The sequence below is a fragment of the Pseudomonas sp. GW822-FHT02E03 genome, assembly GCF_058802325.1.
On sequence record NZ_JBXAOA010000035.1, the window covers coordinates 12,368 to 28,466 of the forward strand.

Below are 16,099 nucleotides of genomic sequence, written 5' to 3' on the forward strand. Positions count from 1 at the left end.
GGTTTTGTGTTGTTCACAAAATGTGTGAACGACGCTTATCCGTAGGAGCGAGGCTTGCCCGCGAAGCTTTTATCTTTAGAACCTATACCTTCCGCGCCGCTTTCAGGCATTTCAAATCAGCGAAATCCTTGCGCACGCCTTCAATCTTTTGCAGCAACCGTTCACGTTGAACCGGTGTGCTCTCGGCCATCACGTCCACCAGCAACGCCCTTGCCTGGGCTTCGGTGTTGGCGTAGGCCTCGCGGTAAGCCGGTGTCCACAAACTCTCGCGATTCACCAGAAGTGTCTCGATTCGCTGTGGGAATTCCGGGCTCTGCCGCTGCGCAACTGCCGCGCTGAATTGCTGTTGCCAATGGACGCGGTTGGCAATCCATTGCCTGTTCTGATCACCCAAGGCATTCGACCAGGCCACGACCCGTTGCTGTTGGCTTGGGTTGAGCGGGCCGAGCCAGTCATTCAGGCGTTTCTCCATGCGCTTGCTCCGCTCTCTGATCTGTTGTTCCAGAGACGGTTTGAGGTAGGCCTCCTGGCGTTTGCGTTGGTCCTTGGCGAAGGCATCGTTCATTTCCGCGACTTGCTTGTCATCAAGGCCCTGCAACAGCTCTATGGCCGACGGGGTGATTTCCCGGGCGGTATCGGCGATGGCCTGTTTGGCTTCATGGGTGCGGGTTTGCAGTGCGGCGTCGGTGATCTGGTTGGCCTCGACCATGGCCTGTAAGCGATCCAGCCAGTCGAGGTAGCCGGGCAATTGCGTGGTGCAGTGCCAGCTCAGGTGTTCCTTGAGGCGCTCGTTGAACCAGTCTTTTTGTTCGTGATTCATCTCCAGGTAGTCGCTGAGCGTCCAGGGAATGATCACGTCGAGGTTGCGGTAAGCCAGGCCGACGCGGCTGCACGCGGCGACGGTGAGGCTAAGGGTGAGGATGACGCCGATCTGCTTCAACCAGTGCGACATGACGAGTCCTTGCGAAGACCTGGTTTCTTAAGGGTTCTCTTGTGTGATCGCGGGATAAGCCCGGCAGTTCAGCCAATTAATAGAAGCTGTGCGCAGCCTTGAGCGTCACCAGACCGTCGCACTGGCTATTGTGGCCAGAATAAGCGGAACAATCGCTGCCGCTCAGGCTTGAATCACTGTAGATCAAGTCCAGATCGATGCCCATGAACGGCCGGGACAATTTCACTGACCAGTCGGTAAAACTGCCGACATACCCATCGTCAACGGACACTGGTGTGTTGAGTTGGTGGGTGGTGTATTTCAGGCTGATCCCGATGCCGAACGGCTGGTTGCCACTGAGGTCGGCGAACAGGGTGCTGTTCTGTTTGTCCGGGTCGTTGCTGAAGGCCGCGCCGAAGCGACTGCCCAGCAGGGTCAGGCCGCCGAAAAGCTCCTGGCTGTCGAGGGTGTCCACTTTCGGGTAGCTGTAATGGATCATGCCCACTTCGTAGCCGAGGGAGTGATCGAAGGGCTGTTTAAAGCCCATGTAGGAATCGACTTCGAGATTGCTCGAGGGACTCAGCCCCATGCTGGGGGACCATTGACCCACATAGAAGCCGCTGTCGTGGCTCAGGTCGAGGCCACCATGGAACGAGCCGGTCGTCGAAGGTTTGACCAGCCCCTGGGCCATGCTGCGGCTGGGGGTGGTGGCGAGTTTGAGATCGAAGTCGCCCAGTTCGCGCTGGAAGACTTGCGCATTGGCGTCTGAACACCACAGCACGCTGCAGAGCAGGAAAAGAGAGGGCTTGAGCATGCGTCACTCCATGAACAGCGAGGAGCAGGTCCTTGAAACCTACTGAAACGCTTGATCTAGACGTGTGCAAGCATACCGGCGAATGCTCGGCATCGAGGGCCGTTCGTCGATTTTTGAAATATTGATTTGTTTGATGGGGTATTGCGGGAGGGTTCCAGTCCAAGCGCTTCGAAGCTCAAAGCGCTTAGGGACCAGTTAACACAGGGGGATTACTTTTTGCCCAATGTGATCTGCTTGGACGGGCCGAACGTCTGGCCGCTGACGCCTTTGGCAATTTGCTGGATCTCTCCGCCGGACTTGAGGAACGCAGCGATCTGGTTGTTGATCGATTCGCTGGTTTCAACGGCTGGAGCTGGCTTTGCTTTGCTGTTGGATGCTTTTACACGCATGGCGGCCATTAACCTGTAGAAATTAACTTGGCCAGGCATCGTACAGGAAATACTTGACAATTGCTTGGTAAATATCCTCCCGAAATACACCTCGGAGAAACGCAATTTATCGCAAGTTATTATTCGCAATGTTCCCGTAAGCTGCTGTTTTAACTAAGAACCCAAGTGAAGAAAAAGCGTTTTTCGGATGGGCAGACCATGGGGCGAGGCACCCAAATGGTCTGACGAGCGGGCAAGCGCACCGAGTAAAACCCAGGAAAATTAAGGCCTTCGACGTATTTTCTTGTGCCACCGGACCGGCCGCCGAACGCGGCCCGCAAAACCGGGTAGAATGCCGCCCACGCAATGAGGGTATTGGACATGGCTTTAGTCGGGCGCTACAACAGTTTGCAAGTGGTTAAACACACTAACTTCGGTTTATATCTGGACGGTGGCGCGGATGGCGAAATCCTTCTGCCTAACCGTTATATCCCCAAAGATATTCCCAGCGAAGATGAAGACTGGCTCAACGTTTTTATTTATCTGGACAGCGATGACAAACTTATCGCAACGACCGAAAAACCGAAAGTTCAGGTCGGTGAATTTGCCAGTTTGAAAGTTGTTGAAGTCAACAGCATCGGCGTGTTCCTGGATTGGGGTTTGCCGAAGGACCTGCTGCTGCCGTATTCAGAAGAAAAGCGCCAGATGACGGCCGGCGAGTATGTCGTGGTGCACGTTTATCTCGACAAACACACGCGCCGCATCACCGCGACGGCGCGTCTGGACCGCTACCTGGACAAGACCCCGGCCAATTACACCCCGGGTCAGGAAGTTGATTTGCTGGTGGCCGAAGCGACCGATATGGGCTTCAAGGCAATCATCAACAACAAGCATTGGGGTCTGATCCACAAGAACGAAATCTTCAAGTTCATGCGCGCCGGTAAAGAAGAGAAGGGCTTTATCAAAGAAGTCCGCGCCGACGGCAAGATCAGCCTGAGCCTGCAACCGGTGGGCGAGGAAGCTGCCACTAGCCTGAACTCGAAGATTCTTGCCAAGTTGCGCGACAACAACGGCACTCTGCCAGTCAGCGACAAGAGCGACCCGACGCTGATCAGCAGTATGTTCGGCGTCAGCAAGGGCAACTTCAAAAAGGCCATTGGTGCGTTGTACAAGAACGGCCAGATCGTCATTCACGCTGATCGTATCGAACTCAGCTGACCCTACGCCGCCCGTGTAGAAGCTGGCGCAGGCTGCGATCTTTTGACTGTAAAAGATCAAGATCAAAAGATCGCAGCCTGCGGCAGCTCCTACAGGGAGGACGCGACCGCCATATGACGCAAGCAACGATTTAAAGGTCTTTTGCAGACACCTTTTTCTGTCCATCTGGTTAATAATCGACGGCATAATTTTTCGCCCCGGCACTCTGCTCAGCCAGAAGGTCGGGGCTTTGCTTTTACTGTCGAGTCACTGCCATGGATTGTGTTATCGAGGTGTTCCGGTGAGCGCCACCCGGCGTAGCGCCGATGGATTTGCCCTGCAAGTGATGGTCGGGCTGTGCCTGATCTGGGGCGTGCAGCAGGTGATGATCAAGTGGGCCGCGCCCGACATCGCGCCGGTCATGCAAGCGGCGGGGCGGTCGGGTATTTCCGCGTTGCTCGTAGGATTGTTGATCTGCTGGAAGGGCGGTTGGGATCAGGTTGGCACTACCTGGCGCGGCGGCTTGCTGGCGGGTGCGTTGTTTGGCCTGGAGTTCTTCTTCATTTCCGAAGGCCTGCAACTGACCACGGCCGCGCACATGTCGGTGTTCCTTTATACCGCGCCGATCTTCACCGCGTTGGGCGTGCATTGGCTGCTGCCGAGTGAGCGTTTAAGACCGGTGCAGTGGCTGGGGATTGTTCTCGCCTTCATCGGCATTGCCATTGCGTTTGCCGGTGGCGTGTCCTGGGACAACCTCGACCACCGCATGCTGATGGGCGATGCGTTGGGCGTGCTGGCCGGCGCGTCATGGGGCGCGACCACCGTGGTGGTGCGCGCCTCGCGTCTGTCGGAAGCGCCGGTGACGCTGACGCTGTTTTATCAACTGATCGTCGGCTTCGTCGGCCTGCTGTTGATCGCGATCCTCAGCGGGCAGGTCACCCATGTCAGCCTGACCACTGTGGCTGTGGCCAGTGTGTTATTCCAAGGGTTGGTGGTGTCGTTCTTCAGTTACTTGACCTGGTTCTGGCTGCTGCGTCGTTATCTGGCGGCGAACCTGGCGGTGTTTTCGTTCATGACGCCGCTGTTCGGCGTCACATTCGGCGTGGTGCTGCTGGGCGAAGAACTGAGTCTCAACTTTGTGATCGGCGCGGTGCTGGTTCTGCTCGGGATCACTTTTGTGAGCGCAGAGCAGTGGGTCCGCCGTCGTTTGCGCAAAGCGCTTGGGCAACCCTGACCGGGTGCAGCAACAGGCCTCCTGCGATGAGCAAACCGCTGCCGGCGATCATCAGCGCGGGTTGCAATCCACCGCTGAAATGACTGCTCAGCGCGGCCAGCAACGGCCCGCTGAGCTGACCCACGGCGAAGCACGCGGTCAGCAGCCCGGCGTTGCGCTGGGTGGCATGGGGCGCCAGTTCCCGGGAGCGCTGCATCACCAGTTGCATGCAGGCCAGGAACGGCCCGCCACACAGGATCACCCCCAACGCCAGGCCGGCACCGCTGCCCAACAGGCAAGCAAACACGCCGGCCGCCTGCAGCCACAGAGTAGCCATCAGCCAATGGCGAGTGGCATTCGGGTTGTGCCGACGCAGGCTCACCAACACCACCCCGATTGCCGCCGCCAGGCCGAAGCACGGCCAGAACAGATCGGCTTGCCATTGTCCATGGAACTGCGCGCTGGCCATTTGCGAGAGAAAAGTGGCCGGGATGATGTAGCCCAAACCGTACAGACCATAGATTACCGGTAAACGTCCGACACCTTGGGCACCCGATGTGACGGCAGGCGGGGTCGCCGTAGAAAGATCGGCCGGTTGCGGCAGGAACGGCAGAATCCCCAGCAGCATCACCAGCCCGACACCGGCATACACCAGCCACAAGACTGCGGACGTCTGCCCCAGCAGGTTCGAGCCCAAGGCCAGCAATCCTGTCAGAAAAATCCCCAGACCCGGTCCGGCAAAGACCAGCGCGCCGAGGCGCGGACGACCGGCCGCCGCTGCCAGCGGTTGACTCAATGCGGTAATCATCACCAACACCCAGGCGCTAGCCACGCCCGTGCCGAAACGCAGCACCAGATGCGACCAGAACCCGTCGGCCCAGAACGAGGCCAGGGTCAGCAGCACACAAAGCCACAATCCGCCAAACAGGCGTCGACGAACCTGATCGGGACGACGGGCGAACATCGCGTCCACCGCGCCGACGAAGTAGCCGAGGTAGTTGGCGGCGGCAATCAGACCAGCGGCAGTCAGGTCGATCTGGCCTTCGCTGAGCAAGTGCGGCAGTTGCGGGGTGAGGGCGAAACGCCCGATACCCATGGCCATCATCAGGGCGATAAAGCTGGCGGTTAAGCGAATCAGGAGGGACATGGTCTGAGTTCTGTTCCGAGGATCAATGACCGTCAGGCTAGGACTGATTGACTTTCTTTAAAAATGAATAATAGTGAGAAACTTGTTCTGATTTGGAGAATGGCGTGGAATTCAGCCAATTGCGGATCTTCCAGGCGGTGGCGCAGGAGGGCTCCATTACCCGCGCTGCTGAACGCCTGCATCGTGTGCCGTCCAACCTGTCGACCCGGCTCAAGCAGCTCGAAGAGCAACTCGGTGTCGAACTGTTCGTACGTGAGCGTCAGCGTTTGCAGTTGTCACCTGCGGGAAAAGTCCTCTTGGACTACACCGCCAAGCTGTTCGCCTTGCACGACGAAGCCCATGCGGCAGTGCAGGGTGGGCAACCGGCCGGGGATTTCGTACTGGGCACCATGTACAGCACCGCCGCGATTCACCTGCCAGAGCTGTTGGCGCGTTATCACCGCAGCTATCCGGCGGTGAACCTGCAAGTGCAATCGGGCCCCAGCGGCGAATTGCTCGAAGGTCTGCTCACCGGGCGCCTCGATGCAGCGCTGGTGGACGGTCCGCTGGAACTGGCTGGGCTCGACGGCGTGCCGTTGTGCGATGAACGGTTGGTGTTAATCAGCGAGGCCGATCATCCGCCGGTACGCAGCGCACTGGATGTCGAAGGACGTTCGGTGTTCACGTTTCGCCAGGGCTGTTCCTACCGGATGCGTCTGGAAGCCTGGTTCGCCCATGATCACGCGGCCATGGGCCGGGCGATGGAGATCGAGTCTTATCCGGGAATGCTCGCTTGTGTGATTGCCGGCTCTGGCGTGGCGCTGATGTCGGAGTCGATGCTCGCCAGCCTGCCGGGGCGTGAAAGCGTGGCAGTGCACCCGTTGGCCGAGCCGTTCGCCAGCGCGACCACCTGGCTGATGTGGCGCAAAGGCATGGTCGGGGCCAACCTGAATGCATGGATCGAGCAGCAGCAGGCGGTGTATCCGTCGGCAGCGATTCAGGCCCAGGCAATTGCTTGAACGGGCGGTCTGGGATTTGGATCAATTTAGTAACAGATCATTGCGATCTTGGGCGAGCATTGCGTAGGACTTCGGACTATTATCAGTGCGAAGGGGCTACAGAACTTCGGCCGCTCGGCACGACCCTGAAGGGGGGCATCATGAAAGAGAAAATCCAAAACTGGCTGCATGACCTGGGTGTCGCACTCGGTTTGATCGAACCGCCTCTGCAACCCATACCCATTCGCACTGACGACGAACAACGTCGCCGCCAGCAGCGCCGCCGGTAAATCTGGCAAATCACCTGTGGCGAGGGAGCTTGCTCCCGCTGGGGTGCGCAGCGGCCCCATTCATCGCCACTGAGGTGGATCAGCTCGAGCACGGATGCAGCTTGCGATTGCTGTGCAATCGAGCGAGAGCAAGCTCCCTCGCCACAGAGGTTCATTCGTCATATCGGTGGTATCTGACTACCCGTCTCAATACCGCCCGATCTCAATCAAAAACCGGCTCAAGTCGTCGACGGTCGTCGCAGTCTTGAGCATCCGGTCTTCTTCGGCGGTGGACGCCGTCAAACCCAGCTGATCTTCCAGACGGAAAATCAGTTCCTCAATATCTTCTTTATCCAGTCCCAACTGCACCAGGCGTGTGCTGTCGTCGAAGTCATCCTGATTTTCCCGCAGGTAGTTGATGGAACGATGCACAGCGGCGCGAACGGAGGCTCTTGTCATGATTATTCTTCTAGGGCGTTAGGGTGTCCCTTGCCCTGAGTACAGCAGGCTTCAGGCGTGTCGGCGCTGCCATTCGTCAATCATCGTGTGCAAATATTCCCCGGAAAAACTCCCGAAATGTCCGCCATGCACCGTGCGGATCGGCAGCGCGCGCAAGCGTTGCAGGCTGCGGGCGTAGTCGTCGAGGTTGGAATGGTAGGCGTCTTCGATCAGTGGCCCGTCGTAAATGATGTCGCCGCTGAACAGGGTTTCGGTCGCCGCCTCGAACAGGCTGATGCCACCCGGTGAATGACCCGGCGTGTGCAGCACTTGCAAGACCCGATCACCGAGATCAAGCACGTCGCCTTCTTCGATCAAACCTGTGGCTGGTGCGGCTTTGACCCGGTATTCGGCGTAGCACAACGGGCAGTCGGGGTGAGCCTCGAACATGTCGTCACCGACGAAAGCCTTGCTCAGGGTGTTGTCGCCGTCGGGCTCGGCGAGAATCTGTGCTTCGGCCGGGTGCACCAGCCGTTCGGGGAATTCGTGATGCCCGGCGATGTGGTCGAAATGGCAATGGCTGGCCACCGCCACCAGTGGTCGCTCGGTGATCCACGGCAATTGCTCGCGCAGGCTGACCAGGCCGGAACCGCTGTCCAGCAGCAAATCCTTGTCACGCCCCTGAATGTGCCAGAGGTTGCAGCGGTAAAAGGGCCTAATGTAAGGCTCGTGAATCAGGCGGATGCCGTCGCTGAGCTGTTTGACCTCGAACCACTGATCGCGGCTGACGATCTTCATAAGCAGATTCCTTCAGGCGAAAAAAAACGGGTGTGGCAACCGACGCCACACCCGTCGAAGAAAGCATCAGTCATGTTTAAGCTTAGGCGGCGCTCGCCACCACTGCCGGGCGACGGGACAGCAAGCTGACCACTACGAAACTCACCAGACCCACGCCGAGGCTGTAGTAGATCGGAGTGTTGGCGTCCATACCGTCCTTGAACATGAACAGCAGCGCGGTGGCAAAGCCCATGCCCATGCTGGCGATAGCGCCGGCGGTGGTTGCGCGTTTCCAGAAGATTGCACCGATCAGCGGGATCAGCATGCCGCCCACCAACAGGTTGTAGGCCAGGGTCAAGGCACTGATCACGTCGTTTACCACCAGCGCGATACCCAGCACGGCGATGCCGGTCAGCAGGGTGAACAGGCGGTTGACCGCCAGGCTCGACTGTTTACCGCCGCGCAGTTTCGGCAGCAGGTCTTCGGTCAGGGTGGTGGAGGCCGCGAGCAAGCCGGCACTGGCGGTGGACATCATGGCCGCCAGGGCAGCCGCAATCACCAGGCCACGGATACCATCCGGCAGGGACAGTTTGACGATGGCGGCGAAGGCGTTGTTGACGTTGTCCAGATCCGGGATCAGCACATGAGCGGCCATGCCGATCAGGGCGCAGGCCAGTCCGTAAAGGATGCAGTAGAAGCCTGCGAATGTACCGGCGACCTGAGCCACTTTGGCGCTCTTGACGGTGAACACACGCTGCCAGATGTCTTGGCCGATCAGGATCCCGAAGAAGTAGATCATGAAGTAGGTGATGATGGTGTCCCAGCCAATCGTGGTGAAGCTGAAGGCGGTTGCCGGCAGTTTCAACACCAACTCATCCCAACCACCGACGCGGTACAGGCAGATTGGCAACAGGATGAACATCAGGCCCACGGTCTTGATGACGAACTGGACGATGTCGGTCAGGGTCAGGGACCACATGCCGCCGATTGCCGAATAAATCACCACCACGCCACCGCCGACCAATACGGACAGCCAGAACGGCAGGTCGAACAGCACTTGCAGCACGGTGCCAATGGCCAGGATCGAGACCACGCCGATCATCAGCGCATAGGCCAGCATGATCACCGCGCTCGCGGAGCGGGCCATCGGGTTGTAGCGTTTTTCCAGCACCTGGGTAACGGTATAGATTTTCAGTTTCAGCAGCGGTTTGGCGAGGAACAGGTTCAGCGCCACGATCCCGCAACCGAGGGCCGCGCAGAGCCAGAAACCGGAGATGCCATGGACGTAGCCCAGGCGCACGGTGCCGACGGTAGATGCGCCGCCCAGAACGGTAGCGGCCATGGTGCCCATGTACAGGCTCGGGCCGAGGTTACGACCGGCGACCAAAAAGTCTTCGTTGGTCTTGGCCTTGCGCATGCCGTAGTAGCCGAGTATCAGCATCGCGGCGGCGTAGATGAGTACGACGAATAAATCCAAAGCCATGATGGCGTGTCTCCGATTGTCTTTTTTATGGTGAGGCGAAAATCAGTCTTTTCTGTGGGAGCGTGGCTTGCCCGCGATGGCTGCGCCGCGGTCCATCAGGCAGACCGCGTCATCGTTCTTCGCGGGCAAGCCTCGCTCCTACAGGTAATGCGTTGACCGCAGGTAATGCGTTGAATCAGGCGGCTTGGCGCAACGCCGGTTTACCGAGCGAATCCTTGCCCTTGCTGCGTGGATCACTGGGGCCGAACACCGCAGCCGGTTCCGGGAACAGGCTCAGCAGTGTCAGGTACACCAGCGAGGCCAGGCCGAGGGTCACCGGCAAGCTGATGTCGATCCCACCGGCGAGGTTGCCCAGCGGCCCGACAAACTGCCCCGGCAGGTTCACGAAGCACAAACCCACCAGCGCGCTCGGGATCCAGGCTCCCAGGCCGCGCCAGTTCCAGCCGTGGGTGAACCAGTAACGGCCACCTTTCTCGCCTCGGGTGAACACTTGCAGGTCATCCGGGCAATAGAAGCCGCGACGCACCAGCAGGCCGATGATCATGATCACCATCCATGGGGTGGTGCAGGTGATGATCAGCACGGCGAAGGTCGACACGCTCTGCACCAGGTTCGCCGCAAAGCGCCCGATGAAGATGAAGGCAATCGACATCACGCCGATCAGCAACGTTGCCTTGACCCGCGACAGCACCCTCGGGAACACGCTGGACATGTCCAGCCCGGTGCCATACAGCGAAGTGGTGCCAGTGGACATGCCGCCGATCACCGCAATCAGGCACACCGGCAGGAAGAACCAGCTTGGCGACACCGCCAGCAGACCGCCGACGTAGTTGTTAGCCGCGATGTAGTCCGGTGCCTTGATCGCCACGATGGTGGCGGTGGCGAGGCCGAACAGGAACGGGATGAAGGTGGCGATCTGCGAGATCACCACGGCGGCCATGATCCGGCGCTTGGAGGTGTCACGCGGGATGTAGCGCGACCAGTCGCCGAGGAACGCGCCGAAGGAAATCGGGTTGCTCATCGCTACCAGCGCAGCGCCGATGAAGGCCGCCCAGAAACCCGGTTGACCGAGGCTGACGCTGCCGGCGTAGTTCACATCGAAAGGACCGGCGAAGGCGAAGATGCCCAGCAGGAACAACAGGCTGGCGCTCCATACCGCGATCTTGTTGACCCACAACAGGAAGCGGAAACCGTAGATGCACACCGTCAGCACCAGGATCGCGAACAGACCGTAGGCCAGGCCCAGGGTCAGGTCGGTTTCCGGCAGGCCGATCAGGCGTTTCGCGCCACCGATTAACGCATCGCCCGAGCTCCACACCGAGAGCGAGAAGAAGGCAATGGCGGTCAGCAGCGACAGGAACGAGCCGACGATCCGCCCGTGCACGCCGAAGTGCGCACCGGACGACACGGCGTTGTTGGTGCCATTGATCGGGCCGAACAGGCCCATCGGCGCAAGGATCAGCGAACCCAGCAACACGCCCAGCACAATCGCCCAGACGCCCGCCTGAAAAGACAGGCCGAACAGTACCGGGAAACTGCCGAGCACGGCGGTGGCAAAGGTGTTGGAACCGCCGAAGATCATCCGGAACAAGTCCGTCGGGCCGGCGGTGCGTTCGTTGTCCGGGATCTGTTCGACCCCGTGGGTTTCGATTTGCGTAAGGCTTTGGTCTTTGTTGTTGTTATTCATGATCTGCTCCGATCATAAAGGCGCGCTCATCGTGCGTGAGCGTCACTTTGGCTAAGGGGGTGGCAGCCCTTCCGGCATTGCGGACAAATGTTCGTGGCAGGCCAGCCATAGGCCTTGTTGTTCTTGGCCAGACGTCTGTTTTTTGAAAACAATCGTCTCGCGCTCCTGGCTGAAGTGTTGCTCCCCTTGCATGCGCAGCTCGGTGGCCACGTCATGGATGAAAATCGCCACGTCACCTTGCAGGCTGACGAAGGCGTTGCTCGAGGTGCACGACAGCACCTCGAAGCCGTCCTCGGCGCGCCAGGTGTCCCACAACGCCTGATAGGCATCGCGCGACAGCAGGGGCTGCTCGAGGGTGTAGAACACGAAGCTGGCATCAACGCTGAATGCGCCGAAGTAAGCTTCGCGATCGTTACGGGCAAAGGCCGATACCAGCCCAGCGGCGGCGTTGAGAACCTGATCACGTTCGCTCATGACCGATCCTCAGCGATGGACCACGCCCGGCAGTACGCAGAGCATTTCGTACAGCAGGTTGGCGCCCAACAGCGAGGTGTTGCCGGTGGTGTCGTACGCTGGCGAGACTTCCACCAGATCGCAGCCGACCAGATCGAGGCCTTGGCAGCCGCGCACGATTTCGATCGCCTGAATGGTCGTCAGACCGCCGATTTCCGGGGTGCCAGTGCCTGGAGCCCAGGCCGGGTCAATGCCGTCGATGTCGAAACTCAGGTACACCGGACCGCCGCCGACTTTCTCGCGAACTTCGGCCATCAACGGTGCCAGGGATTTGTGCCAGCATTCTTCAGCCTGAACCACACGGAAGCCTTGATTGCGGCTCCAGTTGAAGTCATCAGCGGTGTAACCCTGAGCGCGCAAGCCAATTTGCACCACGCGGTCGCAATCCAGAAGGCCTTCTTCTACAGCGCGACGGAAGGTCGTACCGTGGGCGATCTTCTCGCCGAACATGTGATCGTTCACGTCGGCGTGCGCGTCGATGTGCACCAGGCCGACCTTGCCGTGCTTTTTATGGATGGCACGCAGGATCGGCAAGGTGATGGTGTGGTCGCCGCCGAGAGTCAGGGGGATCACATCGTGTTCGAGGATATTGTCGTAGGCCTCTTCGATGATCCGCACGGCGTCCAGCAGGTTGAACGTGTTGATCGCCACGTCACCGATGTCGGCAACCGACAGCGAATCGAACGGCGCGGCGCCGGTGGCCATGTTGTACGGGCGGATCATCACCGATTCAGCGCGGATTTCACGCGGTCCGAAACGGGTGCCGGGGCGCAGGGACGTGCCGATGTCCAGCGGGATGCCGATAAAGGCAGCGTCCAGACCGGCGGCGGATGGCAAATGGGGGAGTCGCAGCATGGTGGCGATGCCGCCGAAGCGCGGCATTTCGTTGCCGCCCAGTGGTTGGTGAAGAATCTTGTCCACGGGTAAGGCCTCATCGTCATTGTTTTATTTATGTCGGTTGCACGCTCGGGGAGAGACGGGCACCGCTGTGGGCCGATTCTGCGAAAGGTAGTGACCGGGAAGAATCGCTATGGGCAAATACTTAGTTCAGATTTTTCTAAACTAATGGCGAGGGCAGAGATAGACTCTTACGCGTGATCGTTCCCACGCTCTGCGTGGGAATGCATCCACGGACGCTCCGCGTCCAGCTGTTTCCTGCATGTGACGCAGAGCGTCACGGGCTGCATTCCCACGCAGAGCGTGGGAACGATCTAGGTGCTTGGAGTCCCCCATGGCCAACGCTTTACCCGACCTGAAACTATTGCGCATCTTCGTCAGCGTGGTCCGCCATCAGGGGTTCGCCAACGCCCAGCAAGAGCTCAACCTCTCGACCTCGGCCATCAGCACTTACATGAGCCAGCTCGAAGCGGCCTTGGGCCTGGTGCTTTGCCATCGCGGTCGCGGTGGTTTCAGCCTGACCAGCAAGGGTGAGCTGTTCCATCAGGAAACCCTGCGGCTATTGGCCGAACTCGAAGGTTTCGAACAATACGCCGCCGCCCTCAAAGGCGAGCTGCGCGGAACCTTGAACCTGGGCGTGATCGACTCCACCGTCAGCGATAAGGCCTTGCCCTTTGCCGAAGCCATCGGCGCCTACAGTCAGGAGCACCCGGCGGTGCATTTGCATCTGTCGGTCATGAGCCCTTACGAGCTGCAACTCGGCGTGCAGGACAACCGCCTCGACCTGGCCATCGGTGCCTTTTCCACGCGCATGAGCGGTCTGGTCTACATGCCGCTGTACCGCGAGCAACACTGGCTGTATTGCAGCAGCCGGCATCCGCTGTTCACCGAGCGGCGTATTCCCGAGCAAGTCATCACCCAACAGCGCATGGTCGGTCGCGGCTATTGGAGCCAGGCCGAACTGGCCCGCCACGGTTTCAAACACAGCGCGGCGACCGTGGAAAGTATGGAAGCCCAGCTGATTCTGGTGCTGTCCGGCGCCTACATCGGTTACTTGCCGGAGCACTACGCCCAGGCTTGGGCTGACAAAGGTGATTTACGCGTGCTGCTGCCGGCGACGTTCGGTTATCAGGCGCCGTTCTCGATGATCGTGCGCCGTGGCCGCAGCCGCGAACCGCTGATCCAGACCTTCCGCGACCTGCTCAAAGCGCAGCTCAATCAGGCTTAAGACAATGTCCAGAATCCAGTGCCCGCGCTGCCTGCGTCCACAAACCCATTGCCTGTGCCCGCTGATCCCGAGCCTCGACAGCCGCACCCGGGTGTTGCTGCTTCAGCATCCGAGCGAAGTGAACCATGCGCTGAACACCGCGCGATTGGCGGCATTGGGGTTGAAGAATGCCGAGTTGATCGTCGGCGAGGTGTTCGAGGATTTGCCGGCGCTGTTGAATCAGCCGGGCTATCAGGCGCGGCTGCTGTTTCCCGCCGAGGATGCGCAACCGTTGCAGGCTTACACCACCAATGATGAACCGCTATTGCTGGTGGTCCCGGACGGCACCTGGCGCAAGGCGCGCAAAATGCTGCACCTCAATCCGTTGTTGGCGGCGTTGCCCAGGGTGACATTGGCCGAGGGCGGGGTGTCGCGTTATCGCTTGCGCAAGGCTCCGGGGCCTGGGGCGTTGTCGACGGTGGAGGCGATTGTGCAGGCGTTGCAGACGCTTGAGTCACCCGTCAGTTTTGAGCCGTTGTTGAAACCGTTCGAGGCGTTGATCGAGGGGCAGATTGCGGCGATGGGGGAGGAGACCTACCAGAAAAATCACGGGCGATGATCGTTCCCATGCTCTGCGTGGGAATGCATCCAGTGACGCTCTGCGTCACATCCGGGAAGGGACGCGGAGCGTCCCGGGCGGCATTCCCACGCGGAGCGTGGGAACGATCACTGACTACCGCTCGCGCATCGCCTCGGTCCGCGCTTTCAATACCGGTTTAAGCAGGTAATCCAACACACTTTTCTCCCCGGTAATAATGTCCACCGTCGCCACCATCCCCGGAATGATCAGCAGCGGTTTCACATCCCCGCCCAAGTGATTCTTATCGGTGCGCACCTGAATCAGATAAAAGCTGTTGCCCTTGTCATCGGTGATGGTGTCCGCCCCGATCAGCTCCAGCTTCGCACTCAGCCCCCCATAAATCGTGTAGTCGTAAGCGCTGAACTTGACCATGGCTTTCTGGCCCGGGTGCAGAAACGCCACGTCTTGAGGGCGGACCTTGGCTTCGATCAGCAGGTTGTCTTCCAGTGGCACGATTTCCACCATGTCGTTGCCCGGCTGGACCACGCCGCCGATGGTGTTGACCTTCAGCATTTTGATAATGCCGTGAACCGGCGACACCACGGTGGTGCGCGTCACCCGGTCGTCGATGGCAATGCTCGTCGCAGTGATTTTCGACAGGTCGGTGCGTTTCTCATTCAGCTCTTTTGCCGCGTCCGAACGGAAGGATTGTTCCGACTCGTCGATCTTGCTTTTGATCTCATTGATCGCCGATTCGGCACGGGGAATCGCTAGGGTCGTAGCGTTCAGCGAGCCGCGGATTTCCACCGCACTGCGTTTGAGTCGCAGGATTTCCACCGGCGAAACCGCACCGGTGCCCACCAGTGGCGCCGACATGTTCATCTCTTGTTGCAGCAGCGCCAGGCTGGAACTGAACTGCCCCTGTTTGGAACGGAATTCCGCCAGCTCCTGGGTTTTCTGCCGAAGTTGTTCGGTCAGCGTGCGCTGTTCGCTAGCCAGTCGGCGCTGACGTTGTTCGTACAGCGAGCGTTCGTCCTCGGCCACTTGTGGCGCCTTGGCGATGACTTCCGCGGACAGCTTGAACGGCCGACCTTCCGCTTCCGCCGATAACCGTTCGACCTGCGCAGTCAGTGCATAACGATCCGCTTCACTTTCACCTTTGTTCGACAGAAATCGTGTGTCATCCAGGCGCAGCAAGGTGTCGCCCTTGTTCACCATTTGCCCTTCGCGCACGAAGATTTCCGTGACGATGCCGCCCTCCAGGTTCTGGATCACTTGAATCTTGCTCGAGGGAATCGCCTTGCCTTCGCCCGTGGTGACTTCCTGCAACACGGCGAACTTGGCCCAGACCAGTGCGGTGATCAGCAGCGCCGCTGCCAGCCACACGGTGATCCGCGACCAGCGCGGCGAATCCTGCAACGAGGCGCCTGCGGTTTCTGGCATGAATTCGCTTTCGGCACTTTTGCTGAAACTGCCGAAGTAGCTTCGGGCCGCTGAATCCGGTGTTTGAGCAGACATGGGCAATACCCGTCAGTTAGAGAAATAGCCGAACACAAACCTGTGGCGAGGGAGCTTGCTCCCGCTCGGCGGCGAAGCCGTCG

General features: G+C 59.5%; 17 protein-coding genes. 6 read left to right on the plus strand and 11 right to left on the minus strand.

Features of this window, described 5'->3' with window-relative positions:
* Positions 1-82: 82 nt before the first annotated feature.
* The 3 genes from AC1RQB_RS21590 to AC1RQB_RS21600 all read right to left on the minus strand — a co-directional run bounded on the left by AC1RQB_RS21590 (position 83) and on the right by AC1RQB_RS21600 (position 2,143).
* Positions 83-952, minus strand: coding sequence for a DUF6279 family lipoprotein (locus AC1RQB_RS21590; RefSeq protein ID WP_063341263.1), 870 nt, complete (start codon positions 950-952; stop codon positions 83-85).
* A gap of 76 nt (positions 953-1,028) precedes the next feature.
* Positions 1,029-1,745 (minus strand): TorF family putative porin, encoded by a 717-nt coding sequence (locus AC1RQB_RS21595; protein WP_008076706.1) that lies wholly within the window; start codon positions 1,743-1,745, stop codon positions 1,029-1,031.
* A gap of 209 nt (positions 1,746-1,954) precedes the next feature.
* Positions 1,955-2,143, minus strand: a complete 189-nt coding sequence (locus AC1RQB_RS21600; RefSeq protein WP_017337097.1) for a PFL_1563 family small protein — start codon at positions 2,141-2,143, stop codon at positions 1,955-1,957.
* Positions 2,144-2,494: 351 nt separating this feature from the next.
* On the opposite strand from AC1RQB_RS21600, the gene AC1RQB_RS21605 reads away from it, so the two are divergent.
* Entirely contained in the window at positions 2,495-3,331 is an 837-nt protein-coding gene (locus AC1RQB_RS21605; protein WP_030131899.1) for a CvfB family protein, read from the plus strand.
* A gap of 280 nt (positions 3,332-3,611) precedes the next feature.
* Positions 3,612-4,544: a DMT family transporter gene (locus tag AC1RQB_RS21610; RefSeq protein ID WP_063341262.1), complete on the plus strand. Its 933-nt coding sequence runs from the start codon at positions 3,612-3,614 to the stop codon at positions 4,542-4,544.
* Here the strand turns inward: AC1RQB_RS21610 and AC1RQB_RS21615 are convergent.
* Positions 4,480-5,670 (minus strand): MFS transporter, encoded by a 1,191-nt coding sequence (locus AC1RQB_RS21615; RefSeq protein ID WP_063341261.1) that lies wholly within the window; start codon positions 5,668-5,670, stop codon positions 4,480-4,482. The two genes, AC1RQB_RS21610 and AC1RQB_RS21615, sit on opposite strands and share 65 nt — an antisense overlap.
* Before the next feature lie 104 nt (positions 5,671-5,774).
* Here AC1RQB_RS21615 and ptrR point away from each other — a divergent pair, with 104 nt between their 5' ends.
* Together ptrR and AC1RQB_RS21625 are read left to right on the plus strand one after the other, a co-directional pair.
* Positions 5,775-6,668 carry a putrescine utilization regulator PtrR gene (gene ptrR, locus AC1RQB_RS21620; RefSeq protein WP_008013546.1) on the plus strand — a complete coding sequence of 298 codons (894 nt, stop codon included), beginning with the start codon at positions 5,775-5,777 and terminating at the stop codon, positions 6,666-6,668.
* Positions 6,669-6,808: 140 nt separating this feature from the next.
* Positions 6,809-6,937, plus strand: a complete 129-nt coding sequence (locus AC1RQB_RS21625; RefSeq protein ID WP_007905120.1) for a PA1414 family protein — start codon at positions 6,809-6,811, stop codon at positions 6,935-6,937.
* A 186-nt stretch (positions 6,938-7,123) separates the two neighbouring features.
* Here the strand turns inward: AC1RQB_RS21625 and AC1RQB_RS21630 are convergent, their stop codons facing one another.
* From AC1RQB_RS21630 to speB, 6 genes are all read right to left on the minus strand, one after another.
* Positions 7,124-7,375 carry a hypothetical protein gene (locus AC1RQB_RS21630; RefSeq protein ID WP_063341260.1) on the minus strand — a complete coding sequence of 84 codons (252 nt, stop codon included), beginning with the start codon at positions 7,373-7,375 and terminating at the stop codon, positions 7,124-7,126.
* A 51-nt stretch (positions 7,376-7,426) separates the two neighbouring features.
* On the minus strand, positions 7,427-8,152 hold the full coding sequence (locus AC1RQB_RS21635; protein ID WP_063341259.1) for an MBL fold metallo-hydrolase: 726 nt from the start codon (positions 8,150-8,152) through the stop codon (positions 7,427-7,429).
* Positions 8,153-8,234: 82 nt separating this feature from the next.
* Positions 8,235-9,614 carry a sodium:solute symporter family protein gene (locus AC1RQB_RS21640; RefSeq protein ID WP_008070292.1) on the minus strand — a complete coding sequence of 460 codons (1,380 nt, stop codon included), beginning with the start codon at positions 9,612-9,614 and terminating at the stop codon, positions 8,235-8,237.
* A gap of 175 nt (positions 9,615-9,789) precedes the next feature.
* Positions 9,790-11,301, minus strand: a complete 1,512-nt coding sequence (locus tag AC1RQB_RS21645) for a purine-cytosine permease family protein (protein WP_063341258.1) — start codon at positions 11,299-11,301, stop codon at positions 9,790-9,792.
* Positions 11,302-11,352: 51 nt separating this feature from the next.
* A complete protein-coding gene (locus AC1RQB_RS21650) occupies positions 11,353-11,775 on the minus strand; it encodes a YybH family protein (RefSeq protein WP_063341257.1) in 423 nt (140 codons plus the stop codon).
* Positions 11,776-11,784: 9 nt separating this feature from the next.
* The gene (gene speB, locus AC1RQB_RS21655; RefSeq protein WP_030131905.1) at positions 11,785-12,735 is read right to left on the minus strand and encodes an agmatinase; all 951 of its coding nucleotides are present in this window, start codon (positions 12,733-12,735) and stop codon (positions 11,785-11,787) included.
* 310 nt (positions 12,736-13,045) lie between these two features.
* Here speB and AC1RQB_RS21660 point away from each other — a divergent pair, with 310 nt between their 5' ends.
* On the plus strand, positions 13,046-13,939 hold the full coding sequence (locus AC1RQB_RS21660; protein WP_008013540.1) for a LysR family transcriptional regulator: 894 nt from the start codon (positions 13,046-13,048) through the stop codon (positions 13,937-13,939).
* Positions 13,940-13,943: 4 nt separating this feature from the next.
* Positions 13,944-14,537, plus strand: coding sequence for a tRNA-uridine aminocarboxypropyltransferase (locus tag AC1RQB_RS21665; protein WP_063341256.1), 594 nt, complete (start codon positions 13,944-13,946; stop codon positions 14,535-14,537).
* A gap of 114 nt (positions 14,538-14,651) precedes the next feature.
* Here the strand turns inward: AC1RQB_RS21665 and AC1RQB_RS21670 are convergent, their stop codons facing one another.
* Positions 14,652-16,016: an HlyD family type I secretion periplasmic adaptor subunit gene (locus AC1RQB_RS21670; protein ID WP_063341255.1), complete on the minus strand. Its 1,365-nt coding sequence runs from the start codon at positions 16,014-16,016 to the stop codon at positions 14,652-14,654.
* Between the last annotated feature and the right edge of the window lie 83 nt (positions 16,017-16,099).